This is a genomic window from Pseudomonas sp. S2_E02 (genome assembly GCF_054668355.1).
On sequence record NZ_CP162761.1, the window covers coordinates 4734295 to 4759763 of the forward strand.

Consider the following 25469-nt stretch of genomic DNA (forward strand, 5'->3'; position numbering starts at 1 on the left):
CGTTTGACACTCCGCTATCGCGAGCAGGCTCACTCCTACAATGGATCTCTGTGTAGCTGAGATACGGGTCAGGCAGAAATGATGCGGTTCTTGCCCTGTCGCTTGGCCTCATACATCGCCGCATCCGCGCGGGCGAACAGGCTGTCGAGGCTGTCGTCGGTCTCGGTCAGACTGGTCAACCCCTGGCTGACGGTGATACCGAACGTCTGGCCATCATGGCTGAAACTCAACCGTTGAATCTCCTGCTGCAGCCGCTCCGCCACTTGCATGGCCATGTCCGGTGCACAACCGGGAAATACCGCTGCAAACTCTTCGCCGCCAATCCGCCCGAACAGATCCCCTCGACGTAATGACCCGCGCCCGCACTCGGCAATCCGCTGCAACACGTTGTCGCCTTCGGGATGACCGTAGGTGTCGTTGATCATTTTGAAATCATCGATATCCAGCAGCAGAAAGGCCATTTGCGCGCCCTGCACCCGCGCTACTTCGAACTCGCGATTGGCGCACTCGAAGAAGTGCCGGCGATTGCTGCTTTGTGTCAGCACGTCGGTAGTCGCCAAACGGTGCAGCTCGGTTTCCATCTGCTTCTTGTCAGTAATGTCTTCGGCGATGCCGACGATGATCACCGGCTGACCGGGTTCGTCCTGACGGTTGATGAAGCATTTGTCGCTGAGCCAGCGCACCTGGCCGTCGGCGGCGATGATCCGGTATTCGCGATCTTCCACCGCGCCTTTATGCAGCACTTCGGCGAGGCTGCGTTCGGCGTAGTCGAGATCGTCGGGGTAGATGCTGTCGCGCCACTGGTTGTAGTCGGCGAGCAGCAGGCCAGCAGAACGGCCGAAAATCCGTTCATAGGCGGGGCTGACGTACAGCACCTGCCGGGTTTCCCAGTTGAAGGCCCAGAGCACGGCGTTGACGCTGACCAGCAAGGAGCTGAACAGCTGCTCGCGTTCGCTCAGTCGAGCGACTTCACCTTGGGCGTGCATCAACGCCATGAGGGTTTGCGCGGCTTCGGGCCACTGCGGGAAGGATGAGTCTTTTTGATTGTTGTTGACCATCGGCACAGATCTCAAAGGACGTGCCGCAATTCGACAACGGCCACAGTACAGCCCGCCGGGATGGCGAAGTGTCTTTGAGATAGGCGATTTTTGGCGAAGTTCCGAAGGGTGCACCCGGGAGCCGGGTGCACCGATCAACGGTCTCAGACCGCTGCAGGACGCAACGAGTAGGTTTTCAACTGATCAGCAAATTCGCGCAGGGACTGGATGCCGCTGGCTTCTGCCTCGTGAATCCACTCTTTGATGGCCGCGAGCATGTCGTGGCCATTTGCACTGGTCTTGACCCAGATCTGCTGCAGGGCCAGGCGTTTTTCGTAAATTACCTTCAGTGCCTGGCTGTGCTCGAGCATGGTCTGGATACGCAAGTGATGACGATCTTCCAGCAGGCTGGTTTCCCGCGACAGCAGACGTTTGGCGCGGTGGAACTGGTGACGCACCGAATGATCGACCTTGGCCAGCTCTTGCTTGACCAGCGGGCCGATTACCAGCTTGCGGTACTGGGCCATGATCTGGAAGCGGTTGTTGAGGATGGCCATCGCGGTGTCCATGTCCAGATTGCCCTTGCCTTCGACACGGTGGGCAATTGGCGCGACACGCTGGACCTTGGCCAGACGCAGGAAGCAGAAGACTTTGATCCATGCCCAGCCGAGGTCGAACTCCCACTTTTTCACCGACAGCTTGGCCGAGTTAGGGTAGGTGTGGTGGTTGTTGTGCAGTTCTTCACCGCCGATCAGGATGCCCCAAGGCACCAGATTGGTCGCCGCGTCGCGGCATTCGAAGTTGCGATAGCCGACGGCATGGCCCAGGCCATTGATCACGCCAGCGGCCCACACCGGGATCCACATCATCTGGATCGCCCAGATGGTGATACCGATGGTGCCGAACAGTAGCAGGTCGATAACGCCCATGATCGCCACGCCCAGCAGCGGGTAGCGGCTGTAGACGTTGCGTTCGATCCAGTCTTCGGGGCAGTTCTTGCCGTAGATGCGCAGGGTTTCCGGGTTCTGCGCTTCGGCACGATACAGCTCTGCGCCGGTGCGCAGCACGGTGGAAAGGCCTTTGATGACCGGACTGTGCGGGTCATCTTCGGTTTCGCACTTGGCGTGATGCTTACGGTGGATGGCGGTCCACTCGCGGGTGTTCTGCGCCGTGGTCAGCCACAGCCAGAAACGGAAAAAGTGCTTCAGGCCGGCATTCAGCTCCAGCGAGCGATGGGCCGAGTAGCGGTGCAGATAGACCGTGACGGCGACAATTGTCACGTGGGTCATCAGCAGGGTGACTGCGACCAGAGACCAGGCCGACAAGCCAAGAAAACCTTCGTACCACATAGGCTATAGGGCCCTCGATAAAGATAAAAACAGCCGTTGCATTATCACCAAGCACACAGATAAAACCAGTCGCCCTTTCAGATAAGAGTCGCTGGATGTTTCTTGACCTATAATTCCAACCTTTTTGTAGGGACATGGACAGCCGAATGCGTGCCACTTACCGCGATGCTTTGCGTGCAGCGCTGCTCTATCTCGTACTTGCGGTTGTCTGGCTGCAGGGAACTGATCATTTATTAAACAATTTCTTCGATAACTCCGTCGATCTTGCCCGATGGCAACTGATCAACGGTTACGTGTTTGCGGCGCTCAGCGCCGGGCTGATCTTTCTGGCGCGGGCGCGCTTGTGCGAGTTTCTCGGCATCGGTGCGCGGTTGCGCGAGCGCCACGCTGATCGCGAACGCCTGCGTCAAGCGGCGGCCGTTTTCGATTGCACCCGCGAAGGGGTGTTGGTCACCAACCACCAAGGGCTGATCGTGCACGTCAATCGGGCGTTTATCGAGATCACCGGTTATCAGCGTGAAGAAGTCCTCGGGCAGCAGCCGAGCCTGTTCAAGTCCGGCCATCATCCGCCGGGTTTCTACCAAGCGATGTTCGCCACCCTGGAGTCGCAGGGCGAGTGGAGTGGCGAGATCTGGAATCGGCGTAAGAGCGGCGAGATTTATCCACAGTGGCAAACCATCCGGGTCATTCACGATGATCAGGGCCGGCTCAGCCATTACGTTGCGGTGTTTTCCGATATCAGCGCCATCAAGGATTCCGAGCATGAACTCAAACACTTGGCGCACCACGATCCGCTGACCGATCTGCCCAATCGCCTGCTGTTCAGCGACCGCGCCGAACAGGCGCTGGCTTCGGCGCAGATCCACAAGCGCGGCTGCGCGTTACTGATGCTCGATCTCGATCATTTCAAAATGATCAACGACAGCCTTGGCCATAACGTCGGCGATCGCTTGCTCAAGGCAGTCGCGGCGCGCCTGCAAGAACTGTTTGGCCCCGGTATTACCCTGGCACGCCTGGGTGGCGACGAGTTCGCGGTGTTGGCAGAGAGTTGTCCACAGCCGGTGCAGGCAGCGGCGCTGGCGCAACGGATTCTCGATGCGCTGAAGGAGCCGTTCAGCATTGATGGCAATCAGTTGTTCATCAACGCCAGCCTCGGCATCAGCCTGTTCCCCAGCGACGCGCTAAGCGCCGAGCAACTGTTGCGCAATGCCGATGCGGCGCTGTTCAAGGCCAAGAGCAGCGGCCGCAACGGTTATGCCTTGTATACCGAAGAACTCACCGCCCACGCCCAGCAACGTGTGGAGATCGCATTCGAGTTGCGCCGGGCGCTGGAGCAGCAGGAACTGCGGGTTTATTACCAACCGGTGCATGACTTGAAAACCAGTCGCTTGATTGGCGTTGAAGCGTTGGTGCGCTGGCAGCATCCGCAACGCGGTCTGGTCTCGCCTGCGGAGTTCATCCCGATTGCCGAACGCACCGGTTTGATCGCTGAAATCGACGCCTGGGTCATGCAGCAGGCGTGTCGGCAAATGTGCCAATGGCGGCAGGCCGGAGTGGTGTTGTCGTTTGTCGCAGTGAATGTCTCGTCGCGGCTGTTTGCCCGGCGCGAGTTGTACCAGCAGGTGGCGCAGGTGCTGCACGACACCGGACTGGATCCGGCATATCTGGAGCTGGAAGTCACTGAAAGTGCAGTGATGGATGATCCGGAAGTCGCGCTGGAGCAGATGCACCGTTTGCGCGAATTGGGTATTCGCCTGGCCATCGATGATTTCGGCACGGGTTACTCGTCACTGCTGCGGCTCAAGCGCTTGCCGGTGCAGAAGCTGAAGATCGATCAGGGTTTCGTTGCCGGGTTGCCGTGGGATGAGGATGACGTGGCGATTGTCCGGGTGATCATCGCGCTGGCCCGAAGCATGGGCATGCAGGTGCATGCCGAGGGCATCGAGCAGGTTGAGCAGGCGGCGTTTCTGCTTGAGCAGGAATGTGATCTGGGGCAGGGCTACTGGTTTGGGCGACCGGCTCCGGCGCAGGAGATTGATTGGGCGAGAACTCCGGTGGTTAGCTAAGACAGGGGCAAACTTGTTCCTGCGCTCAGCAAAGGGGCGCTCTGCGTCGGCCCAAAATCGCGGCGCAGAGCGCCGCCGGCTGCATTCCTTTGCTGCGCGTGGGAACGATCAGTTTTTCAGTTATATAAACATTCTTAAATAGTCTTTTTAAGAATATCTGCGCCTCTCTTATATTGCTCCCACGCCGAACGCAGTGCCGCCCACTGCCAGGCAAATCCCATTCAAAGGAGCAGCACCATGAGCGCATCCCTTCGCAGCGTTGACGGTCAGGACGAAACCACCATCTTGCGTGAAATCCAGAGCGCTCTGCGCGATCTGCGTTTCGGCGCGGTGGAGATCACTGTGCACAACGCCCAGGTCGTGCAGATCGAACGCAAAGAGAAATTCCGTTTGCAGCAACCGGGCAAACAACCGGGCTAAAAGATCGCAGCCTGCGGCAGCTCCTGCAGGGGGCTGTGCGTAGGAGCTGTCGAAGGCTGCGATCTTTGAACCGACAACACGATTCCCGAAATACATAAGAAAAAGCCACCACCCAGAATTCCAGGAGCTTTCACCATGTCGTCGATTCGCCGTTACGCTTTGGCCGCCCTGGCCAGTGCTGTGTTTGCCGGTTCCGCCGTTGCCAAGGATTACGAACTGCTCAACGTGTCGTATGACCCGACGCGCGAGCTGTATCAGGACTACAACGCTGAATTCATCAAGTACTGGCAGAAAGATCACGCCGGCGACACCGTGAAAATCCAGCAATCCCACGGCGGTTCGGGCAAGCAGGGCCGTGCGGTGATCGACGGTCTGCGGGCTGACGTCGTGACTCTGGCGCTGGCTGGCGACATCGACGAAATCGCCAAACTCGGCAAGACCCTGCCCGCCGACTGGCAGAAGCGGCTGCCGGAAGCGAGCACGCCGTACACCTCGACCATCGTCTTCCTGGTGCGCAAAGGTAACCCGAAAGGCATCAAGGACTGGGGCGATCTGGTCAAGAACGATGTTTCGGTGATCACCCCGAACCCGAAAACCTCCGGCGGTGCGCGCTGGAACTTCCTCGCCGCATGGGCCTACGGCCTGAAAGCCAACGGCGGTGACGAAGCCAAAGCCAAAGAATATGTGCAGACCCTGTTCAAGCACGTGCCGATCCTCGACACCGGTGCACGCGGTTCGACCATCACCTTCGTCAACAACGGTCAGGGCGACGTGTTGCTGGCCTGGGAAAACGAAGCGTTCCTGGCACTGAAAGAAGATGGCGGCGCCGACAAGTTCGACATCGTCGTGCCTTCGCTGTCGATCCTCGCCGAGCCGCCAGTGGCCGTGGTCGACAAGAACGCCGAGAAAAAAGGCAACGAGCAGATCGCCGAGGCCTACCTGAAGCACCTGTACAGCCCGGCCGGTCAGGAAATTGCCGCGAAGAACTTCTACCGTCCGCGTGATAAGGACGTGGCTGCCAAGTACGCTCAGCAGTTCCCGAAACTGGAACTGGTGACCATCGACAAGGACTTCGGCGGCTGGAAAACCGCGCAGCCGAAATTCTTCAACGACGGTGGCGTGTTCGACCAGATTTATCAGGCGCAGTAATCTGACTTCAGCCACACATCAAGCCTTTAGCCAGGCGCAGAAAATGTGGGAGCGAGCTTGCTCGCGAAAGCGCAGTGTCAGACGACGTGGAGTTGGCTGATACTCCTTCTTCGCGAGCAAGCTCGCTCCCACATGGGTGCGTTCAGCGGATCGCTTTTTAACCAAGGACTTTTATGTCGCGTCGTATCTCCCCCGTCATACCCGGCTTCGGGCTGACGCTGGGCTACACCTTGGTGTACCTCAGTCTGATTGTGCTTATCCCGCTGGCGGCGATGTTCGTCCACGCCGCGCAACTCACCTGGGATCAGTTCTGGACGATCATCTCCGCACCGCGCGTGCTGGCCGCCCTGAAGCTGAGCTTCGGCACCGCGCTGTGTGCCGCGATCATCAACGGCATCATTGGCACGCTGCTCGCTTGGGTGCTGGTGCGCTACACCTTCCCGGGGCGCAAGGTGATCGACGCGATGATCGATCTGCCGTTTGCCCTGCCGACTGCCGTGGCCGGTATCGCGTTGACCGCGCTGTACGCGCCGGCAGGACTGGTCGGGCAATTCGCCGCTGACCTCGGTTTCAAGATTGCCTATACCCCGCTGGGTATCACGTTGGCGCTGACCTTCGTCACTCTGCCGTTTGTGGTGCGTACCGTGCAGCCGGTGCTGGCCGACATTCCCCGTGAAGTCGAGGAAGCCGCCGCGTGCCTAGGTGCTAAACCCTTGCAGGTGTTCCGCCACATCCTCGTTCCCGCATTGTTGCCCGCCTGGCTGACCGGTTTTGCCCTGGCCTTCGCCCGTGGCGTCGGCGAATACGGTTCGGTGATTTTCATCGCCGGCAACATGCCGATGAAAACGGAGATCCTGCCGCTGCTGATCATGGTCAAACTCGACCAATACGATTACACCGGCGCTACCGCCATCGGCGTTTTGATGCTGGTGGTTTCCTTCGTCCTGTTGCTGCTGATCAACTTGCTGCAGCGGCGCATCGAAACCCCATAAGGAGGCGCGAACCATGTCCCAATCGTCTATTGCGGCCGCCTCTTCGGCCAATGCGGCACGCCGTGGCAGCGCCACTTCGCGCAGGGTCCTGATCGGCCTTGGCTGGCTGGTTTTTTTCCTGTTTCTGCTGCTGCCGTTGTTTATCGTCGTATCGCAGGGTTTGAAGAATGGCCTCGGTGCATTCTTCACCGCGATCTTTGAACCGGATGCTCTGTCGGCATTGAAACTCACCGTGTTCGCCGTGCTGATTTCGGTGCCGTTGAACCTGGTGTTCGGCGTCAGCGCCGCGTGGTGCGTGAGTAAATACTCGTTCCGCGGCAAGAGCATGCTGGTGACGCTGATCGACCTTCCGTTCTCGGTGTCGCCGGTGATCGCCGGTCTGGTCTACGTGCTGATGTTTGGTGCGCAGGGCCTGTTCGGGCCGTGGCTGCAGGATCACGACATCCAGATCGTCTTCGCCCTGCCGGGCATTGTGCTGGCGACGATCTTCGTCACCGTGCCGTTCGTGGCCCGTGAGCTGATTCCGTTGATGCAGGAACAAGGCACGCAGGAAGAGGAGGCCGCGCGCCTGCTCGGCGCCAACGGCTGGCAGATGTTCTGGCATGTCACCGTGCCGAACATCAAGTGGGGCCTGATCTATGGCGTGGTGCTGTGTACCGCGCGGGCCATGGGTGAATTCGGTGCGGTGTCGGTGGTCTCCGGGCACATTCGCGGGGTGACCAACACCTTGCCGCTGCACGTCGAGATCCTCTACAACGAATACAACCACGTGGCCGCGTTCGCCGTGGCGAGCCTGTTGCTGATCCTGGCGCTCTTCATCCTGCTGCTCAAGCAGTGGAGCGAAAACCGTATCAACCGCCTGCGCGCCAGCGCCGCGGAGGAATAATTCATGTCGATCGAAGTGCGTAACGTCAGCAAGAATTTCAATGCGTTCAAGGCGCTGGACAACATCAGCCTGGATATCCACAGCGGCGAACTGGTCGCGCTGCTCGGCCCCTCGGGCTGCGGCAAGACCACCCTGCTGCGGATTATCGCCGGCCTGGAAACCCCGGATAACGGCAACATCGTCTTCCACGGTGAAGACGTCTCCGGCCACGACGTGCGTGATCGCAATGTCGGTTTCGTGTTCCAGCACTACGCGTTGTTCCGCCACATGACCGTGTTCGACAACGTCGCGTTCGGCCTGCGCATGAAACCGAAAAACCAGCGCCCGAGCGAAAGCCAGATTGCGGTCAAGGTTCATGAGTTGCTGAACATGGTGCAGCTGGATTGGTTGTCGGATCGTTATCCGGAGCAGTTGTCCGGCGGTCAGCGTCAGCGGATTGCTCTGGCACGCGCCTTGGCGGTCGAGCCGAAAGTACTGCTGCTCGACGAACCGTTTGGGGCCCTGGATGCCAAGGTGCGTAAAGAACTGCGCCGCTGGCTGGCGCGTCTGCACGAAGATATCAACCTGACCTCGGTGTTCGTGACCCACGACCAGGAAGAAGCGATGGAAGTCGCCGACCGCATCGTGGTGATGAACAAGGGTGTGATCGAGCAGATCGGCTCACCGGGCGACGTCTACGAAAACCCGGCCAGCGATTTCGTTTATCACTTCCTCGGCGATTCGAACCGCTTGCTGCTGAGCGACGACAACCACGTGCTGTTCCGCCCGCATGAGGTGTCGCTGTCCAAGCATGAGCTGGAGGATCACCACGCGGCAGAGGTGCGTGATATCCGGCCGTTGGGCGCGACCACGCGGGTCACGCTGAAGGTAGAAGGGCAGACTGATCTGATTGAAGCCGAAGTGGTGAAAGACCACGACAGCCTGATCGGGCTGGCCAAGGGTGAAACCCTGTTCTTCAAGCCGAAGGTCTGGCAGAAAGTCGCCAGCCTCTAAGACTGATCGTTCCCACGCTCTGCGTGGGAATGCATCCCGTGACGCTCCGCGTCACAGTGGACGCGGAGCGTCCATGGCGGCGTTCCCACGCAAGGCGTGGGAACGAGCGGGCATAAAGTCTAGATTGCAGCACGCTTCGGATTAACCCGCACCACCCCCGCCCGCGCCTCGATCTGCTCCTTCAATTCACGCCGCATCCCGAGCACGAACGCCACCTCGGCCACGACAAACAACGGCCCGACAATCAGCCCCGAGACATCATCGACAAACGCCGGTTTGCGCCCTTCATAGTGATGCCCGACAAACTGGATCACCCAGCCGACCACAAACATCGCCAGACCACTGCTCAGCCAGACCAGGGTGCTCTGCTGCGCCAGCACATGCCCGGCCCAGACTGACAGCCCCATCAGCAGCGTCATCAGCACCCCGAACTTCACCTCCAGACGCAGATAAAACCACGCCGAGGCCAGCGCCACGACAACGGCTGGAGATATCCACAACCCACCCAGCGACCATTCTGGCCGCGACAACAAAACCGCCACCGCCACCACGATCAGCGGAATGCCGATAAAGTGGCTGGCGATGTTGCGCGGGTCACGGTGGTAGGCGGCGTATTGACTGAGATGGTCGACGAGGCTTTTCATTGTTGTTCCTCCGGTAGGGTTGATCGCATCATCCCTCGGGATCAGGGTTCGCTCTGTCAGGCAGGCGACAGTCCAGGAGTGTTTATGCAAATACGTTCACGGTTGATGAGCGGCCAATGGTTCAGTCATCTGCCGGCATCCTTTCAGGATAGTCTGTTGGCTACGGCCCGGGAGCGGCGGCTGACGGCAGGGCAGCGGCTGTTCCAGCGCGGTGATCCACCGTGCGGCTTGTACGCGGTGCTCGATGGCGCCGTGCGTATAGGCGCGGTGAGCGAGCAGGGCAAAGAGGCGTTGTTGAGTCTGGTCGAGGCGCCGCACTGGTTCGGCGAAATCTGCCTGTTCGATGGCCAGCCGCGCACTCATGACGCCTATGCAGTCGGGCCGTGCACCTTGCTCAATATCCCTCAGGCGACGTTGCTCAAACTGCTCGACGAACACCCGGTGTACTGGCGGCACCTGGCGCTGCTGATGAGCCATAAACTGCGCCTGACCTTTATCAATCTCGAACAACTGAGCCTGCTGCCAGCCCCGGCACGCTTGGCCCATCGCTTGCTGATGATTGCCGAAGGCTACGGCGAGCTCGATGCGCCACGCCGCGTTCTGCAACTGCCGCAGGAGCAGTTGGCATCGATGCTGTCGCTGTCGCGGCAGACCACCAACCAGATCCTTAAGGATTTGCAGGGGCAGGGGATTATCGGACTCGGGTATGGAGAGATCGAAATCCTTGATGCCATGCGATTGCGCGCTCTCGCCACGATCTGACAATTCGCCCAAGCCCCTGTGGGAGCGAGCTTGCTCGCGAATGCGATTTAACATTCAACATGATTGCTGACTGACACACCGCCTTCGCGAGCAAGCTCGCTCCCACATGGGGCAGTATTGATTCAGGAACCGCGATAGGTCGAGAAACCGTACGGGCTGAGCAGCAGCGGGATGTGGTAATGCTGATCGGTCTGCTTCACTTCGAAGATCACCGGAATCTCCGGGAAGAACGTGTCGTGCTTGACCTTCTTGAAGTACTCGCCGGTCTTGAACACCACGCGGTATTCACCCGCTTCAAAAGGCTGTTTGGCCGGGAACAATTCGGCAATTCGCCCCTGTTCATTGGTCGTGCCTTGAGCCAGTGGCTGCCAGTTCTGGCCGACGTGTTTCTCCAGCGTCACGTTGATACCTGGCGAAGGCAGGCCGTTTTCCAGATTGAGCACGTGCACGCTCAGGGGATTGCCGGCAGCCAGAGCCAGACTGGAAAAAGCGCTCAGGCCGAGCGCGGCGAAGGTCATGCGCAAAGTGCTCATGGATGCATCTCCTTATTGGGAACGGGTAGTGGCCAGACCGGTTTTCCCGGCAGCCTTGATCGCACAGTTTTCGTCTTGCTCGCCGCCGCCGGAACCGGCTACACCCATCGCGCCGACCAACTCATTAGCAGCGAACAAAGGGATGCCGCCGCCGAGCAACAGCAACTCGTCGAGGGTGTTGAGGTTGGCGGTTTCCGGGTTGCTGCGAGCGCGTTCGGCGAACAACCGGGTCGCGGTCTTGGTCGACAGCGCGGTGTAAGCCTTGCGCTGGCTGGCAACAGTGTTGTGCGGGCCTACGCCATCGCCGCGCAGGGTCACTAGAAGATTGCCGCCCCGATCGAGCACCGACACCGTGCCGGTGCAGTTGGCCATTGCCGTGTCGGCGAGCAGCCGTGCAGTTTTCAGGTCGAGATCAGCGTGACGCGGCAGTTCAGGGCTGGCGACAGCGGCACCACTGAGGCCGATGATCAGGCTTGCAACGAAGTATTTGACGGTCATGGACAGGCTCCAAAAGCGAAGGTCGACACCTTAATCGCCGGTCTTCGTCAGAACCTCGTCAGTCTGATTACAAGTTTGTAATGGGCAACGCCGCCGAAGACGCCTAGCCTGTGTGCCTATCAATCGAGGTGTGCCATGCGTTTGCTGGTCGTAGAAGATGAAGCCAAAACCGCGAATTTCCTCGCCAAAGGCCTGGGCGAGTCGGGTTTCGCCGTGGACGTGGCGCTCAATGGCCTCGATGGTCGCTACTTTATCGAGCAGCAGGAATACGACCTGATCATCCTCGACGTGATGCTCCCCGGCCTCAACGGCTGGCAATTGCTGCAGCTGATCCGCCAGCGCGGCGCCACGCCGGTGCTGTTCCTGACCGCCAAGGACGCCATTGAAGATCGCGTGCGCGGCCTCGAGCTGGGCGCCGATGATTACCTGCTCAAGCCCTTCGCCTTCGCCGAACTGCTCGCGCGGGTGCGCACGTTGTTGCGGCGCGGGCCGATGCGCGAAGCCGAGTCGTACACCATCGCCGATCTGGAAATCGACGTCCTGCGCCGCCGCGTCAGCCGTGGTGGCCAGCGCATTGCCCTGACCAACAAGGAATTCGCCCTGCTGCAATTGCTCGCCAGTCGCCAGGGCGAAGTGCTGTCGCGCACGCTGATTGCCTCGCAGGTGTGGAACCTGAATTTTGATAGCGACACCAACATGGTCGAAGTCGCGGTGCGGCGTTTGCGTGCGAAAGTCGATGACCCGTACATGCCGAAACTGATTCACACCGTGCGCGGCGTCGGTTATCAACTGGAAGCGCCTGACGATGCGCTCTAGGTCGATCGCCTGGCGTCTGGCGCTGGCGTTCGCATTGGTCTGCGCTTTGGTGCTGAGCGCGATTGGCGTGTTCCTCTACCGTTCGCTGGCGTCGGAAATCGCCTACCGCGACGACCTTGCGTTGCTCGGTCGACTGGAGCAAGTGCGCGCGTTGCTCGCTGACAGCGACAGCCTCGATGCCTTGCAGGCGCGGCCACGGCTGTATCAGAACATGCTCGGTAACCTCGACAGCCTGTTGCTGGTGCGCCGCGCCGATGGCTCCAGTGTGATCGCTATCAACCCACGGCAACGCGAGTTGCCCGCGCTGAACGCGATCCCCCGCGAGCAAACGCCGCAGCGCCGTGATGTGTTGACGTGGCAAGCGCCGGACGGTGCCGAACTCGCGCTGTTGTCCGGCGAAGCGCAGGGGCCGAACGGCGAACCGCTGACCGTGATCGCCGGCAAAGTGCTTAGCGAGCGCGAACAGATGCTCGGCAGCTATCGCTTGCGCCTGTACTTATCTGTTGGACTGGGTGCTTTGCTGGCCTTTGCCTTGGGCTTGCTGTTGCTGCGCCGGGGTCTGCAACCGTTGCGGCAGTTGAGCGAAGCGGTACGCGGTATCGATCTGCGCAGCCTCGACCAACGCTTGCCCGCCAACGGCACGCCCGCCGAACTGCTTGAGCCGGTGCAGGCGCTCAACGGCATGCTGGCGCGGCTGGACGACAGCGTGCAGCGCCTCTCGCAGTTTTCCGCCGATCTCGCCCACGAGATACGTACGCCGCTGCACACCTTGTTGGCGAGCAACGGGCAGGCGCTGAATCATCCGCGCAGCACCGAGGAGTATCAGGAAGTTCTCGCCTCGAACATGGAAGAGTTCGAACGGCTCAAGCGCATGGCGGAAAACCTGATGTTCCTTGCCCGCGCCGAGCAGGCCGAGCGCGCGCTCAATCTGCAAACCCTGGATTTGCAAAGCGTTGGCAGTGAACTGTGTGATTACTTTGAAGCCTTGGCCGATGACCGCGACCTGCGGCTGGACAATCAACTGCATGGCGAATTGCTCGCCGATCAGCAGTTGCTGCAACGGGCGCTGGGCAACTTGCTGGCCAATGCCGTGCGTCATGCTGACTCCGAAACCGTGATCAGCCTGCGCCGGCGTGACGAGTCGGGCTGGTGCTGGTTACAAGTGCACAACCATGGCCCGGCCATTGCGGCGGAGCATCTGGGCAAACTGTTCGACCGTTTCTACCGCGTCGATCCTTCGCGCGCGGAGCCGGGGGATTCGGGAGGATTGGGGTTGGCAATTGTCCGGTCGATCATGCAATTGCATGGCGGGCAGGTGCGGGTGGGCAGTGATGCCGACAGCACCGTTTTTGAGTTGGGTTTTGCGTTGAATTAAAGGGCGCTATCGCGAGCAGGCTCACTCCTACAATTGGAATGCGTTCCCCCTGTAGGAGTGAGCCTGCTCGCGATGGCGCCAGATCAGACAAACTGATTCTGGATCAGCGCAACCCATCACGAAACTGCCCCGGCGTCAGCCCCGTCCAGCGTTTGAACGCGCGGCTGAAACTGCTGGTGTCGGCGAACCCGAGCAAATAACTCACCTCACTCAACGAGCACTGCGGATCGCGCAGGTGCAGCAGCGCCAGATTCTCGCGGCTCTCGTTGAGCAACGTATCAAAGCGACAACCTTCATCCGCCAGATGCCTTTGCAGACTGCGCAAACTCAGGTGCAACGCCTGAGCAATGCGTTCTGCACTTGGCTCACCTTCCGGCAATTGTTCTTCAATCGCATCGCGCACCTTGCGCTCCCAAGTCAGCGGTTGAAGCTGGGCCATCGTGCGTTTGAGCACCGCTTCATTGTGTTCAGCGAGTTCCGGATTGGCGTCGTCGAGGTGGCTGTCGAAGTCGGCGAGGGCGAATTCCAGACGATCCTCGACACAACCGAAATGCACCGGAGCGCGGAAGACTTTGTGCCACTGGTGCGCATCGCTCGGCTCCGGGCGGCGCAGATAAACCGCCAGCGGTGCGTAATCACGGCCGAGACGATTGCGGCAGGTGCGCACGTAGATCGCGGTGAACGCGTCGATGGCTTCGAAGGCTGGTGCGGGATTGCCTGACGGAATTTTCAGACGAAATTGATAGCGGTCGTCGCCACGACTCAGCTCCAGTTCCAGCGCATCGCTGACCACCGGGTGATAGCGCACGATGCGCTCGAACACCTCGCGCAAACTGCCGCTGGCGACCAGCGCATAACCGAGGGCATGGAACGTGGTCGGGCTGACGAAGCGCGACACGCGCAGACCAATCGCCGGGTCGCCACTGACCTGCACGGCAATTTCCCACAGACGCGTGGTGCCGGACAGTGGATAGCGCGCGTTGGGATCATCCATCAAGCTCGGATCGAGCCCGGCCTGTTGACACAGGGCAATGCTGTCCAGTCCCAGCGCATCGAGTTGCTTGCGCAAGGCACGGGTCCAGCTGGCGAGGGAGGTCGGTTCCTTCATGCTGATTGGCGCTTCCGGTCAACAGGTTGGCGTTCTCGGCTACCGCAATTGAAGCCTTGGCGAGGCACGATGCGAACATCATAAACCCGAGGATGGAAGCATGGACGGTACTTCTGCAAGTCCCCAGCGACACAATGCGGCCCAGCGATCAGCGCATATTCGCCAAGTGGTGCTGGCCAAAGGCGTCGAATTGCGCGAGCGCTACCCGATTCTCCAGCATCAGGATGCGCTGGGCGCGGGGATTCTGGCCTTTGCCCTGATCGGGATGATCGGCTCGGCGACGCTGTACATCACCGGCCATATGGCGTGGTGGGTTTGTCTGTTGCTCAACGCGTTTTTTGCTTCGTTGACCCATGAGCTTGAGCACGACCTGATCCACAGCATGTATTTCCGCAAGCAGCGCGTGCCGCACAACCTGATGATGGGCCTGGTGTGGCTGGCGCGGCCGAGCACGATCAACCCGTGGATCCGTCGGCACCTGCACCTCAATCACCACAAGGTCTCCGGCACTGAAACCGATATGGAAGAGCGCGCGATCACCAACGGCGAGCCGTGGGGTTTTGCACGTTTGCTGATGGTTGGCGACAACGTCATGTCGGCGTTCATCCGCATGCTGCGAGCCAAGACCTGGGCGCACAAGTTCAGCATCATCAAGCGCACGCTGAAGGTCTACGCGCCGCTGGCGCTGGTGCATTGGGGTGCGTGGTATGTGTTTCTCGGCTTTCATGCGGCCAATGGCATTGCTTACCTGCTGGGCGCGCCGATCGACTGGTCAGCAATAACGTTGTCGGTGATGCAGGTGATCGATATCGCCGCCGTGGTGATCATCGGCCCGAACGTGTTGCGCACCTTTTGCCTGCACTTCATCAGCTCGAACATGCATTACTACGGTGATGTCGAGCTGGGCAATGTGCTGCAGCAGTGCCAGGTGCTGAACCCTTGGTGGCTGTGGCCGTTGCAGGCGTTTTGCTTCAACTTTGGCAGCAGCCACGGGATTCATCATTTTGTCGTGAAGGAGCCGTTTTATATTCGCCAAATGACGGTGCCGGTGGCGCATAAGGTGATGCGTGAGATGGGGGTTCGGTTTAATGATTTTGGGACGTTTGGGCGGGCGAACCGGTTTGTTCGTCGGGATGAAGTTGCGGTGTCTGGTGAGGCGGTGGAGGCCTGACAAGCGGCCCTCACCCTAGCCCTCTCCCAGAGGGAGAGGGGACCGACCCGGGGATATTGAGGAGTTACACCGAAGTGAAAGAGCTTTGTCGAATCCATAATCGACCCGATTTTTCAGGTCGATGTTTGACGAAAGACACCTCGGTCGGCCCCCTCTCCCTCCGGGAGAGGGCTGGGGTGAGGGTGTTTTTGATCTTGCCCTCAGTCCGGCTGAAACGGCGACTCACTGAGAATCACCCCAGTCTCCTCGACATACTGCTGCCAATGCCCGATCAACGCGCTGAGCTTCTCCGGCCGGCTCACCGCCAGATCATGAATCTCCCCCGGATCACTGCTCAAATCATACAGCTGCCAGGTCGCCGGCCCGACCGGCCCGGGGATCCACACCGCTTTCCACGACCCCTGGCGAATCGCCCGACGCCCGAACAATTCCCACCCTGTCACCGTGTGCTCGTCATGCACCTGCGCAGTCTCACCCGACAAGAACCCCAGCCACGATTTGCCACGTAACGGTGCGACCGGTTTTCCGTGCCACAACTTGCCCGGATGCCGCACACCCGCCAGATCGAGAATCGTCGGTGTGACGTCCATCACCGTGCCGAAACCATGGCTGATCTGCCCTTTGATCGCCAATTGCGGATAGTGCAACAGCGCCGGCACCCGGATCCCGCCTTCAGTGGTAAACGCCTTGAACAACCGTGATGGTGCGGTCGCCACCTGCGCCCAGTTCGGCCCGTACCAGACGTAGGAGTTGGCCCGGCCAATGTTGTCGAGGCTGTTGTCGTAATGCTGGCTGAGGTACGTCACCAGTTCCGGGCCGAATTTCGGAAATGCTTCAAGCAGCGCGCCTTCGGCACCGTTGTCGGACATGAACAGGATGAACGTGTTGTCGAGCTGCCCCTGCTGGCGCAGATAATCGACAACCCGACCGATGTTCCAGTCCATGCGCTCGACCATCGCCGCGTAAACCTCCATGGCCCGCGCGGAAATCTGCTTTTGCTCCTCGCTCAACGCGTCCCACTGCTGGGTCAACTGAATCAGTGGATGTGGCTCGACGTCCGGCTCGATCAGGCCGAGTTCTTTGAGCTTTTCCAGGCGTTCCAGGCGCAGCACTTCAGGGCCGGCGTCATAGCGGCCACGGTATTTCTCGACGATCTCGGCGGGCGCCTGCAACGGCCAGTGCGGTGCGGAGAATGGCAGGTAAGCGAAGAACGGCCGGGTCTGGTCACGTTCCTTGAGGTACTGCAGTAACTTGTCGCCGAAGGCATCGGAGGAATAGAAATCCTTCGGCAACTCATCGAGAAACGTATCGTCTTCAATGTACAGCGCCGGCGTGGATTTCAGCAGGCCTGGCGTTTGCTCATCGTAGGTCGGTTCGAAACCGTAATGGTTCGCCGCGCCGGGCAGCAGCGAAAACGAGCGCTCGAAACCTCGTGCATGGGGCGCCAGTTCAGCCTTCAAACCCAAGTGCCATTTGCCACTCATCAAGGTTTGATAACCGGCCTCGCGTAACAGTTCGGGCAGTGCGACGACGCGGTCATTGAGATAACCCTCGTAACCCGGTTTGCCGATCAGGTCCGGCGTCAGTGTCTCGGCCATGGTGCCGATCCCGGCGATGTGGTGGTCGGTGCCGGTCAGCAACATTGATCGGGTCGGCGAGCAGGTCGGCGCAGTATGAAAATCGGTCAGACGCAGACCATTGTTGGCCAAGGCATCAAGGTGCGGCGTGGCGATTTCGCCGCCGAACGCGCCGATATCGGAGAAGCCTAAATCGTCGGCCAGAATCACCAGAAAATTGGGACGTTGCGGCATCGCAAAACTCCTGTTCAGCAGGCAATGAACGTCAGCGGCAGATCGCGGATCTGCACCGGCACGCTCGGTTGGTAATGGTCGTCACTGGTCAGCTCGTGCAGCAGCTCTTCACGCAACTGATGGAAGTCGAAACTGCTGCGCTGGCGCGGATGGGGCAGGGCGATGTCGACCACCTGCTTGATGCGGCCCGGGCGCGGCTCCATCACCACCACGCGGTCGGCGAGGAAGATCGCTTCTTCGACGTCATGGGTGACGAGGATCGTGGTGATTTTTGCGCGCTCGCGGATCGCCAGCAGCTCGTCCTGCATCTGCTGGCGGGTGAGTGCATCAAGGGCACCGAAGGGTTCATCAAGCAGCAGAATGCGTGGGCTGGCGACCAGACCGCGAGCGATCGCCACACGCTGGGCCATGCCGCCGGACAGCTGATGCGGGTAGGCACGGGTGAAATCGCGCAGGCCGACCAGGTCGATGAAATCGTTGATTCGCTTTTGTTTCTGCGCAGCAGTCAGCGGTTCGTTGACCAAGCCCAGACCGATGTTGTCGGCAACGGTCAGCCACGGGAACAAACGGTGTTCCTGAAAGACAATGCCACGCTCGCCGCCGATGCCGCTGACGGCTTTGCCATCCACGGTAATCTGCCCGCGAAACTGCGTATCAAGGCCCACCAATAACCGCAGCAATGTCGATTTGCCGCAGCCGCTAGAGCCGACAATGGCGACGAACTCGCCCTCGGCGATGTCCAGGTTGAATTCGCGAATCGCCTCCAGTTCGAAACCGTCGACGTCGAAGGATTTGCCTACGTGATTGAAGCTGACAATCGGTGCGTTCATGCGTGTCTCCAGCGGGTCGCGCGAATTTCCAGGCGTTGGCCAATGAGGTTGAGCAGGGCGCCGGTGAGACCGACGAAAAGCATGCCGGCCATGATCAGGTCCATGCGCAGCAGTTGTTGCGCGCCGATCATCTGGCTGCCGATGCCGCCGTTCGACGGCATGAAGTATTCGGCGCCGATGGTGCCGAGCCAGGCGTAGATCAGGCTCAGTCTGAGCCCGGCGAAAATCCCCGGCGCGGCGCCCGGCAGTACCAGTCGACGCAGACGCTGGCCGAGGCTCAGGCGCAGCACTTGTGCGGCTTCGTTGAGTTGCGGTGAGAGATTGGCGACGCTGCGTTGCGTGGCGATAAACAGCGGGAAGAAAGCGGCAAGGGCGACGAACACCCACTTGGCCAATTCGCCGAGACCGAACCATGCGGTGAGCAGCGGCACCCAGGCGAAAATGGCGATCTGGCGGATGGCCGCGAGGGTCGGGCCGAGCAGGCGTTCGCTGATGTTCGACAGGCCCAGCAGCAGGCCCAAGGCAAATCCGAGTCCGCCGCCGAGCAACAGGCCACCGAGTGTGCGACCAAGACTGAGGGCCATGCCGCTGATCAACGTGCCGTCGAGCACGCCAGCCCATGCCGTGCTCAAAACGGCCAACGGGCTGACCAGAACATTGGCGTCGACCCACTGTTGGTCACTCGCCAATTGCCACAATGCCAACAAGCCCAGCGGTAGCAGCCACGGTTGCAGCCGCTGCCAGCCGTCATAACGCGGGCCGCGACGAATTTCGGCGGTGGCCGGATGCGGCCAGTGCACCAGTTTCTTGTCCAGCAGACCGATGCCGCGATCCATCGCCACGCCGATCAAACCGATGACGACGATGCAGACGAAAACGATGTCGAGCATGAACAGTTGCCGCGCCCAGACCATCAGGTAACCGATGCCTTCGCTCGAGGCGAGTAGTTCGACGGCCAGCAACGACGTCCAGCCGGCGGCCAGCGCCAGGCGCACGCCAGCCATGAACGCGGGGAGGGCGGCGGGCAATACCAGGCGCCGAATCAGCAGGCGTGGCGGCAGGCGCAGAACAGCGGCGGCTTCACGCAATTTCGGCTGGGCATCTCTTACGCCGACCAATGTGTGCAGGGTCACCGGCACCACGATCGCTTTGATCAGCACCACCAGTTTCAGCACTTCGCCGATGCCGAAAAACACCATGAACAATGGAATCCACGCCAGCGTCGGTATTTGCGACAGGCCGGCGAAGGTCGGGAAGATCAAACGTTCAAGACGCTGACTGAAGCCCAGTGCTGCGCCGAGCAATGCACCGGCCGAAACCCCGGCAAGCAGGCCCCAGAACAAACGCTGCAGGCTGATCCACAAATGGCTCCATAACTCGCCTTGAGACAGCTCGACAGCGCTGTTCCAGACCAGCGACGGCGCCGGCAAGATCTGCTCGCTCATCCATTCATTGCGTGCGGCCAGCCACCATAGGGCGAACAAGCTGAGCGGCAGCAGCCATGGCAACAGGCGCTGGTTCAGGCTGGGCCAGGTACGGCGGCTTTTCAGCGGCGGCGCGGGGAGTGGAAGACTGAGCAAGGATTGGCGGGCCATGGGTGACCTCCGTTGTCGGGTTGGCTCAAGATCAAGATCAAAAGATCGCAGCCTTCGGCAGCTCCCACGGGGGAATGCGTCCTTGAATTGACCCCTGTAGGAGCTGCCGAAGGCTGCGATCTCTTGCGGTATTAACTAAGAGCTAATGGTTATAAATAATCTTCAATAAGTTGTTTTTAGAGATAAGCAGCGCCATTTAAGGCCTCCAGCCCACACGCATCCAATGCATTCGAAGAATATTTTCGATGCTGTTAATGCATACGCCGCTGCGAGCCCCGGCGCTGCTCGCTTAGCGCTAAAAGCTATAAAAATGTGCATTTATAGTATTTAAGCGTAGGTAGTCATTCGGCCTACTTTCGGCTCCTCAACGCCCGTCGTGATCAAGGAGCAGCACCCATGAACCTCCCCTTCAAACGTGTTTTCAGTCTGTTTGCCGTTCCTGCTCTGGTGGGCCTGCTGGCGTTTACCGCGCATGCCGACGAACTCAAGGAAATCAGAATCGCCGTGCCCGACCTGAGCGCGGGGACTCAACACAGTGGCGGCGGTGTGGTCGACGTGCTGCGTGATCAGCAGATCTTCGAAAAGGCCTTTGCCGATCAGGGCATCAAGATTCAGTGGAGTTTCTTCAAAGGAGCGGGACCGGTGATCAATGAGGCGTTTGCCAACGGTCAGGTTGATCTGGCGTATCTCGGCGATCTGGCGGCAATCATCGGCAAGTCCAATGGCCTGGATACTCGCTTGCTCAGCGCCAGTGCGCGTGGGGTGAAGCAGTATCTGGGGGTGGTACCGGGTTCGGGGATCAAGACGTTGCAGGATCTCAAGGGCAAGCGCGTGGCGATCTTCCGTGGCACCGCGACGCAGTTGTCGTTTGATGCGGCGCTGGCAAGTCAGGGCCTGAGCGAGAAGGATCTGAAAGTGATCAATCTGGATTTCAATGCAGCGGTCGCGGCGTTGGCAGCCAAGCAGATCGATGCGTCATGGGGCAGCTCCGGGTTGAGCGCATTGCAGGCCAAGGGGCTGGCCGAGTTGCCGCTGAACACCAAAGATCTCGGTGGCGCAGGCAGCGTGCAGTCGGTATTGGTCGGCACGGGCAAGTTTGTCGACGCGCACCCGGAGGCGGTGGCCAAGTTGCTCAAGGCGCAACAACAGGCCGTGGAGTGGTTGACGCAGGACGGCAACAAGGCCGCATACGTGCAACTGGTCTCGGGTTTGGCCAGCTATCCGCCGGTGATCCTGACCCAGGATCTGCAGGATCAGAAGTTGAGCGAAGTGTTCCCGTCGACGCTGGATCCGGTGTTCCTTGGCAGCTTGCAGGACAAAGTTGATCTGGCGGCGCAGCAGAAGCTGATTCGCAAGCCGTTCAAGGTGAATGATTGGGTGGCGCCTGAGTTGGCAGCGGCCAAGCTCTAAAGTACGCCGATCGTTCCCACGCTCTGCGTGGGAACGCATCAATAGACGCTCTGCGTCCGCTTTGGGACGCGGAGCGTCCCGGGCTGCATTCCCACGCAGAGCGGGGGAACGATCTCTTCAAACAGCGACGCTGATCTCCTGCCGATCCACCGCCACCAACGTCTCGATCATCGCCCGTGCCGCCGGCGACAGGCGAAACCCGGTACGACTGACAATCCCGCAACGCGCATTCATGCTCTCCAGGTTCTGCGGCAGATTGCGCCAGTGCAGCAACACCAGCGAACCCTTGGCAATGTCCTCGACAAACGCCTCTTCCGTACCGACGCCAATCGCATTCGATTGCAGCACCACCTTCACCAGCGCCGGAAAATGCTCGGTCTCGATGGTCGGGGAAAAATCGATGCGGCCACTCAGGTTCGCCAATAATTTGCGAATCCCCGGGGGGATCAGCGTCGTCGCCAACGGGTAGTCGAACATGTCGTTGGTCGACAGGCTTTCCTTGGCCAGTAACGGATGCCCCGGCCGGCAGAAAAACACCCCGCGTTTGGGCGTCAGTGCCTGGGTCTGGAAGTTTGGATCGGACTCGAAATGGCGGATGTCGGCGATAAAGAATTCGATCTCTTCACGGCTCAACGCGCGGCTGAGTTTTTCCCAGTTATCCACCTGAAAACAGGTGCGCACTTTCGGGTGCGCGTTGATGAATTGCGCCACGGCGTCCGGCACCAGTTTCACTGCTGGCGCCGGGCCGCAACCGAAGTGCACTTCGCCGGCATCGAGCTTGGTCATCTGCGTCACTTCGGCACTGAGCAGCGCGGCACCCTGCACCAGGCTCAGGGCGTGTTGCAGCACCACTTGGCCTTCGGGCGTGGGGCGCAGATCCTTGTTGCCGCGATCCACCAGCACGCAGCCGAACTCCTGCTCGAGCCCTTGAATACTGCGGCTGAACGCCGGTTGAGTGATGCCCATCGCGTCCGCCGCGCGGACAAAACTGCGGTGTTCGTTGAGGGCGATGAAGTAACGCAATTGGCGAAGGTCCATATGCTTTTCCGGCATCCTAAAAATAGCTCGAAGGCATTTGCGACGAGGGTTGCTAGAGGTTTTAAATGCAAGCTCTTATTCCGTCAACGAAGCATGTGAATATCTATTAGATGTAAATGGAATATAGATAGAGCGTTGTTTCGCTGCCGTCCAAAACCGTAAGCAGTCGATGAGGGTCTACCCATGAGCAATGCCGCACTCGCAGTAAAACCCGCTGTCCACGCGCTGGAGATTCATCCGGTGGCCGGTCGTATCGGCGCCGAGATCCGTGGCGTGCACCTGTCCGGTGAGCTGGACGCCGCCACGGTCGAAGCTATCCAGCAGGCTCTGGTTCAATACAAAGTCGTGTTCTTCCGTGAGCAGACCCAACTCGACGATCAGCGTCAGGAAGCCTTCGCCCATTTGCTCGGCGAGCCGGTGGCGCACCCGACCGTGCCGTCGCGTGAAGGCACGCGTTATCTGCTGGAGCTGGACGGTGCTGAAGGTCAGCGCGCCAACTCCTGGCACACCGACGTGACTTTCGTCGACGCCTACCCGAAAGCCTCGATCCTGCGCTCGGTCGTCGCGCCGGCATTCGGCGGCGACACCCTGTGGGCCAACACCGCGACGGCGTACAACGGCTTGCCGACCGAGCTGCGTGAACTGGCCGACAAACTGGTCGCCGTGCACAGCAACGAATACGACTACGCCAGCGCCAAGCCGGACGTCTCGGCGGAGAAGCTTGAGCGTTATCGCAAGGTCTTCACGTCGACCGTTTACGAGACTGAGCATCCGGTGGTGCGCGTGCACCCGATCAGCGGCGAGAAGAGCTTGCTGCTGGGGCATTTCGTCAAACGCATCAAGGGTTACTCGCAAGCGGATTCAGCGCATCTGTTCGGGCTGTTGCAGAGTCATGTGATCCGTCAGGAAAACACCGTGCGCTGGCGCTGGAAGGCCGGTGATGTGGCGATCTGGGATAACCGCTCGACGCAGCATTATGCGATTGATGATTACGGTACTCAGGATCGGGTGGTGCGTCGGGTGACGTTGAAGGGTGAAGTGCCGGTTGGGGCTTCAGGGCAGCGCAGTCAGACAATTAAGGGGCGTGATTGAAGATCAAAAGCCCCTCACCCCAGCCCTCTCCCCGAGGGAGAGGGAGCTGACCGAGTTGTCTTTCGGGATGCATCGACCTGAACCACCTTATTGATTATGGATTCGGTGAAGCTGGATCAGGTCGGTGTATCTCTGCAATATCCCCCATTCAGTCCCCTCTCCCTCCGGGAGAGGGTTAGGGTGAGGGGCTCTTCCCGCTACCAAACACCAATCTGCACAACCTTCTCGGCTTGCGGCTCACCATAACGAAACCGCTGCCCACGCCCATCTATCTCCTGATGACTGATGGTCGTACGCCGCTTCAACCCCCGCACCCACTCAAACAAATACCCCGCATGCTCCTCGCGCACCGCCGCGAATTCCGGGGCATCACCCAAATCCCGCAACTCCTGCGGATCATTCAGCAGGTCAAACAACTGCGGTCGAAAGCCGTCGTACGCCAGGTACTTCCAGCGCTCGCTACGCACCATGGTCATCCGGCAGCGATCGATCGGCTGGCCCAGACGCTCACGCGCCGGCGCCTGGAAGGCGTAGTCGTATTCGCTGATTGCATAGTGGCGCCAGTGCGGATTTTCGCCGTGCAGAAGCGGGATCAACGAACGCCCTTCAAGCCGATGCTCTGCCCCCGGCAATCCCAGTGCTTCAAGAAAGGTCGGCAACGCATCGATGGTTTCCGCGAGTCGATCATCCACCGTGCCGCGCGTGACATCCGCCGCTGCCCGAGGATCACGCACGATCAACGGCACGCCCACCGCCTGCTCCAGCAAAAACTCCTTCTCGCCCAACCAGTGATCACCGAGAAAGTCGCCGTGATCGCTGGTGAACACGATCAATGTGTCATCCCAGCGACCGTTGCTCTGCAAAAAGTCGAACAGCCGTCCGAGTTGATCATCCACCTGCTTGATCAGACCCATGTACGTAGGGATTACAGTCAATCGTACTGAATCGCGGGAAAAGTTGAGGCTTTCCTCATGCTGGCGAAAGGCAGTGTATACGGGGTGTTTGCTGGCTTCGGAGGGCGTCGCGCGGACCGCTGCTAGAATCGATTTCGTACTGTACAAGGCGTGGTACGGCGATGGTACGATGTAGGGCCAGTGCGGTTTGATATAGGAAAGGTGTAAACACCACGATTTCTCGCCTTGCTCGGTGATGAAGTCGATGGCTCGATTTGTAGTGTAGACAGTCTCTGAGTGTTGCTCGGGAATTCGTGCTGGCAAATTCGCATGACGCATTTGCCAGCCGCTGAGGATTTCACCGTGCTCGCCTTCGGCGGCGTTGGCCCAGTCGTGCCAGGGGTTTTTGCCGTCGAACCCCTGCTCGCGCAGATAATGGGTGTAGGGCGCGGATTCGCGTTTGTCGTCGAACAGCGGGTCGTCGGGGTAGATGCCGTCGTGGCGCATGTAAGGTTCGAAACCGACTTCGTTGAGGATTTCGGCCTGTTCGCTTTCGGGATTGATTGCCAGGCGTTGCAAGGCATCGACATTCGCCGTCGCGTGGGTCTTGCCGACCAGCGCAGTACGAATGCCGTGCGGGCGCAGGTAATCGCCGATGGTCAGTTCTTCCAGCGGCAACGGCACGGCGTTCCACGCCACTTGATGGCTGCTGACATAGCGTCCGGTGTAGGCCGACATCCGCGACGGGCCACAAATCGTGCCTTGGGTGTAGGCGCGGCTGAAACGCACGCCGGCTGCAGCCAGGCGATCGATATTCGGCGTGTGCAGATGCGGATGGCCGTAGCAGGACAGGTAATCGCGGCGCAGTTGATCGCACATGATGTACAGCACGTTGCGCACGGGGTTTGGCGAGTTGGACATGGTTTCACCGGTCAGAGAGACAGGTGGGGTTTTTCGCTTTCAGTGGGGGTGTTCGGCAAGTGCATTTGGGGAATGGGTTT

Annotated in this window: 23 protein-coding genes; 12 read left to right on the forward strand and 11 right to left on the reverse strand. The window is 59.9% G+C overall.

Features of this window, described 5'->3' with window-relative positions:
- Window positions 1–68: 68 nt before the first annotated feature.
- Together AB4O01_RS21300 and desA are read right to left on the reverse strand one after the other, a co-directional pair.
- Window positions 69–1058, reverse strand: a complete 990-nt coding sequence (locus AB4O01_RS21300; RefSeq protein WP_093440388.1) for a GGDEF domain-containing protein — start codon at window positions 1056–1058, stop codon at window positions 69–71.
- 143 nt (window positions 1059–1201) lie between these two features.
- Window positions 1202–2386, reverse strand: a complete 1185-nt coding sequence (desA, locus tag AB4O01_RS21305; protein WP_034151820.1) for a delta-9 fatty acid desaturase DesA — start codon at window positions 2384–2386, stop codon at window positions 1202–1204.
- 146 nt (window positions 2387–2532) lie between these two features.
- Between desA and dibA the strand changes: the two genes are divergently transcribed.
- The 6 genes from dibA to AB4O01_RS21335 all read left to right on the forward strand — a co-directional run bounded on the left by dibA (window position 2533) and on the right by AB4O01_RS21335 (window position 8892).
- Window positions 2533–4452 (forward strand): phosphodiesterase DibA, encoded by a 1920-nt coding sequence (gene dibA, locus AB4O01_RS21310; protein WP_093440397.1) that lies wholly within the window; start codon window positions 2533–2535, stop codon window positions 4450–4452.
- Between the two features lie 237 nt (window positions 4453–4689).
- Window positions 4690–4872 carry a sulfur starvation response protein OscA gene (gene oscA / locus AB4O01_RS21315; protein ID WP_034151822.1) on the forward strand — a complete coding sequence of 61 codons (183 nt, stop codon included), beginning with the start codon at window positions 4690–4692 and terminating at the stop codon, window positions 4870–4872.
- Window positions 4873–5007: 135 nt separating this feature from the next.
- Window positions 5008–6021 (forward strand): sulfate ABC transporter substrate-binding protein, encoded by a 1014-nt coding sequence (locus AB4O01_RS21320; RefSeq protein ID WP_460089449.1) that lies wholly within the window; start codon window positions 5008–5010, stop codon window positions 6019–6021.
- Window positions 6022–6194: 173 nt separating this feature from the next.
- Complete coding sequence (gene cysT, locus AB4O01_RS21325; protein WP_038367238.1) at window positions 6195–7013, forward strand: sulfate ABC transporter permease subunit CysT; 819 nt, start codon at window positions 6195–6197, stop codon at window positions 7011–7013.
- A gap of 13 nt (window positions 7014–7026) precedes the next feature.
- A complete protein-coding gene (gene cysW / locus AB4O01_RS21330; protein ID WP_108224225.1) occupies window positions 7027–7899 on the forward strand; it encodes a sulfate ABC transporter permease subunit CysW in 873 nt (290 codons plus the stop codon).
- 3 nt (window positions 7900–7902) lie between these two features.
- On the forward strand, window positions 7903–8892 hold the full coding sequence (locus AB4O01_RS21335; RefSeq protein WP_016987602.1) for a sulfate/molybdate ABC transporter ATP-binding protein: 990 nt from the start codon (window positions 7903–7905) through the stop codon (window positions 8890–8892).
- A gap of 119 nt (window positions 8893–9011) precedes the next feature.
- Here AB4O01_RS21335 and AB4O01_RS21340 read toward each other — a convergent pair whose 3' ends face one another.
- Window positions 9012–9536 (reverse strand): Mpo1 family 2-hydroxy fatty acid dioxygenase, encoded by a 525-nt coding sequence (locus tag AB4O01_RS21340; RefSeq protein WP_460089451.1) that lies wholly within the window; start codon window positions 9534–9536, stop codon window positions 9012–9014.
- An 84-nt stretch (window positions 9537–9620) separates the two neighbouring features.
- Here AB4O01_RS21340 and AB4O01_RS21345 point away from each other — a divergent pair, with 84 nt between their 5' ends.
- Window positions 9621–10298, forward strand: coding sequence for a Crp/Fnr family transcriptional regulator (locus tag AB4O01_RS21345; RefSeq protein WP_093440412.1), 678 nt, complete (start codon window positions 9621–9623; stop codon window positions 10296–10298).
- Between the two features lie 122 nt (window positions 10299–10420).
- On the opposite strand, the gene uraH is transcribed toward AB4O01_RS21345, so the two are convergent.
- Window positions 10421–10831, reverse strand: a complete 411-nt coding sequence (gene uraH, locus AB4O01_RS21350; protein WP_093440416.1) for a hydroxyisourate hydrolase — start codon at window positions 10829–10831, stop codon at window positions 10421–10423.
- 12 nt (window positions 10832–10843) lie between these two features.
- Window positions 10844–11329, reverse strand: coding sequence for a GlcG/HbpS family heme-binding protein (locus AB4O01_RS21355; protein WP_460089453.1), 486 nt, complete (start codon window positions 11327–11329; stop codon window positions 10844–10846).
- A 135-nt stretch (window positions 11330–11464) separates the two neighbouring features.
- Here AB4O01_RS21355 and AB4O01_RS21360 point away from each other — a divergent pair, with 135 nt between their 5' ends.
- A complete protein-coding gene (locus AB4O01_RS21360) occupies window positions 11465–12145 on the forward strand; it encodes a heavy metal response regulator transcription factor (RefSeq protein WP_016987597.1) in 681 nt (226 codons plus the stop codon).
- On the forward strand, window positions 12135–13520 hold the full coding sequence (locus AB4O01_RS21365; RefSeq protein ID WP_460089455.1) for a heavy metal sensor histidine kinase: 1386 nt from the start codon (window positions 12135–12137) through the stop codon (window positions 13518–13520). Before AB4O01_RS21360 ends, AB4O01_RS21365 begins: the two co-directional genes overlap by 11 nt.
- Window positions 13521–13623: 103 nt before the next feature.
- Here AB4O01_RS21365 and AB4O01_RS21370 read toward each other — a convergent pair whose 3' ends face one another.
- Window positions 13624–14628, reverse strand: coding sequence for an AraC family transcriptional regulator (locus AB4O01_RS21370; protein WP_093440427.1), 1005 nt, complete (start codon window positions 14626–14628; stop codon window positions 13624–13626).
- Between the two features lie 100 nt (window positions 14629–14728).
- Between AB4O01_RS21370 and AB4O01_RS21375 the strand changes: the two genes are divergently transcribed.
- On the forward strand, window positions 14729–15799 hold the full coding sequence (locus AB4O01_RS21375) for a fatty acid desaturase (RefSeq protein ID WP_460089457.1): 1071 nt from the start codon (window positions 14729–14731) through the stop codon (window positions 15797–15799).
- Window positions 15800–15999: 200 nt separating this feature from the next.
- Here AB4O01_RS21375 and AB4O01_RS21380 read toward each other — a convergent pair whose 3' ends face one another.
- Genes AB4O01_RS21380 through AB4O01_RS21390 form a run of 3 tightly spaced genes read right to left on the reverse strand, consistent with a single transcriptional unit; the run spans window position 16000 to window position 20035 of the window.
- Complete coding sequence (locus AB4O01_RS21380; RefSeq protein WP_460089459.1) at window positions 16000–17610, reverse strand: arylsulfatase; 1611 nt, start codon at window positions 17608–17610, stop codon at window positions 16000–16002.
- Window positions 17611–17624: 14 nt separating this feature from the next.
- On the reverse strand, window positions 17625–18440 hold the full coding sequence (locus AB4O01_RS21385) for an ABC transporter ATP-binding protein (RefSeq protein ID WP_093440440.1): 816 nt from the start codon (window positions 18438–18440) through the stop codon (window positions 17625–17627).
- Window positions 18437–20035, reverse strand: a complete 1599-nt coding sequence (locus AB4O01_RS21390) for an ABC transporter permease (protein ID WP_460089461.1) — start codon at window positions 20033–20035, stop codon at window positions 18437–18439. Before AB4O01_RS21390 ends, AB4O01_RS21385 begins: the two co-directional genes overlap by 4 nt.
- A 396-nt stretch (window positions 20036–20431) precedes the next feature.
- Here AB4O01_RS21390 and AB4O01_RS21395 point away from each other — a divergent pair, with 396 nt between their 5' ends.
- Window positions 20432–21445, forward strand: a complete 1014-nt coding sequence (locus tag AB4O01_RS21395) for an ABC transporter substrate-binding protein (protein ID WP_093440450.1) — start codon at window positions 20432–20434, stop codon at window positions 21443–21445.
- 117 nt (window positions 21446–21562) lie between these two features.
- Here AB4O01_RS21395 and AB4O01_RS21400 read toward each other — a convergent pair whose 3' ends face one another.
- Window positions 21563–22483, reverse strand: coding sequence for a LysR family transcriptional regulator (locus AB4O01_RS21400; RefSeq protein WP_093440454.1), 921 nt, complete (start codon window positions 22481–22483; stop codon window positions 21563–21565).
- Between the two features lie 183 nt (window positions 22484–22666).
- Between AB4O01_RS21400 and AB4O01_RS21405 the strand changes: the two genes are divergently transcribed.
- On the forward strand, window positions 22667–23575 hold the full coding sequence (locus tag AB4O01_RS21405; RefSeq protein ID WP_099757694.1) for a TauD/TfdA dioxygenase family protein: 909 nt from the start codon (window positions 22667–22669) through the stop codon (window positions 23573–23575).
- Window positions 23576–23772: 197 nt separating this feature from the next.
- On the opposite strand, the gene AB4O01_RS21410 is transcribed toward AB4O01_RS21405, so the two are convergent.
- Window positions 23773–25389 (reverse strand): alkaline phosphatase family protein, encoded by a 1617-nt coding sequence (locus tag AB4O01_RS21410; RefSeq protein ID WP_460089464.1) that lies wholly within the window; start codon window positions 25387–25389, stop codon window positions 23773–23775.
- Window positions 25390–25469: the final 80 nt, after the last annotated feature.

Bases quoted from the DNA above. Each gene is read 5' to 3' on its own strand.
- AB4O01_RS21335 (WP_016987602.1), top strand. From the start codon at position 7,903: ATGTCGATCGAAGTGCGTAACGTCAGCAAGAATTTCAATGCGTTCAAG.
- AB4O01_RS21380 (WP_460089459.1), bottom strand. From the start codon at position 17,610: ATGCCGCAACGTCCCAATTTTCTGGTGATTCTGGCCGACGATTTAGGC.
- AB4O01_RS21385 (WP_093440440.1), bottom strand. From the start codon at position 18,440: ATGAACGCACCGATTGTCAGCTTCAATCACGTAGGCAAATCCTTCGAC.
- cysW (WP_108224225.1), top strand. From the start codon at position 7,027: ATGTCCCAATCGTCTATTGCGGCCGCCTCTTCGGCCAATGCGGCACGC.
- AB4O01_RS21410 (WP_460089464.1), bottom strand. From the start codon at position 25,389: ATGTCCAACTCGCCAAACCCCGTGCGCAACGTGCTGTACATCATGTGC.
- AB4O01_RS21400 (WP_093440454.1), bottom strand. From the start codon at position 22,483: ATGGACCTTCGCCAATTGCGTTACTTCATCGCCCTCAACGAACACCGC.
- AB4O01_RS21300 (WP_093440388.1), bottom strand. From the start codon at position 1,058: ATGGTCAACAACAATCAAAAAGACTCATCCTTCCCGCAGTGGCCCGAA.
- uraH (WP_093440416.1), bottom strand. From the start codon at position 10,831: ATGAGCACTTTGCGCATGACCTTCGCCGCGCTCGGCCTGAGCGCTTTT.
- AB4O01_RS21345 (WP_093440412.1), top strand. From the start codon at position 9,621: ATGCAAATACGTTCACGGTTGATGAGCGGCCAATGGTTCAGTCATCTG.
- dibA (WP_093440397.1), top strand. From the start codon at position 2,533: ATGCGTGCCACTTACCGCGATGCTTTGCGTGCAGCGCTGCTCTATCTC.
- AB4O01_RS21365 (WP_460089455.1), top strand. From the start codon at position 12,135: ATGCGCTCTAGGTCGATCGCCTGGCGTCTGGCGCTGGCGTTCGCATTG.
- AB4O01_RS21370 (WP_093440427.1), bottom strand. From the start codon at position 14,628: ATGAAGGAACCGACCTCCCTCGCCAGCTGGACCCGTGCCTTGCGCAAG.
- AB4O01_RS21320 (WP_460089449.1), top strand. From the start codon at position 5,008: ATGTCGTCGATTCGCCGTTACGCTTTGGCCGCCCTGGCCAGTGCTGTG.
- oscA (WP_034151822.1), top strand. From the start codon at position 4,690: ATGAGCGCATCCCTTCGCAGCGTTGACGGTCAGGACGAAACCACCATC.
- AB4O01_RS21390 (WP_460089461.1), bottom strand. From the start codon at position 20,035: ATGGCCCGCCAATCCTTGCTCAGTCTTCCACTCCCCGCGCCGCCGCTG.
- AB4O01_RS21395 (WP_093440450.1), top strand. From the start codon at position 20,432: ATGAACCTCCCCTTCAAACGTGTTTTCAGTCTGTTTGCCGTTCCTGCT.
- cysT (WP_038367238.1), top strand. From the start codon at position 6,195: ATGTCGCGTCGTATCTCCCCCGTCATACCCGGCTTCGGGCTGACGCTG.
- AB4O01_RS21405 (WP_099757694.1), top strand. From the start codon at position 22,667: ATGAGCAATGCCGCACTCGCAGTAAAACCCGCTGTCCACGCGCTGGAG.
- AB4O01_RS21360 (WP_016987597.1), top strand. From the start codon at position 11,465: ATGCGTTTGCTGGTCGTAGAAGATGAAGCCAAAACCGCGAATTTCCTC.
- AB4O01_RS21355 (WP_460089453.1), bottom strand. From the start codon at position 11,329: ATGACCGTCAAATACTTCGTTGCAAGCCTGATCATCGGCCTCAGTGGT.
- desA (WP_034151820.1), bottom strand. From the start codon at position 2,386: ATGTGGTACGAAGGTTTTCTTGGCTTGTCGGCCTGGTCTCTGGTCGCA.
- AB4O01_RS21375 (WP_460089457.1), top strand. From the start codon at position 14,729: ATGGACGGTACTTCTGCAAGTCCCCAGCGACACAATGCGGCCCAGCGA.
- AB4O01_RS21340 (WP_460089451.1), bottom strand. From the start codon at position 9,536: ATGAAAAGCCTCGTCGACCATCTCAGTCAATACGCCGCCTACCACCGT.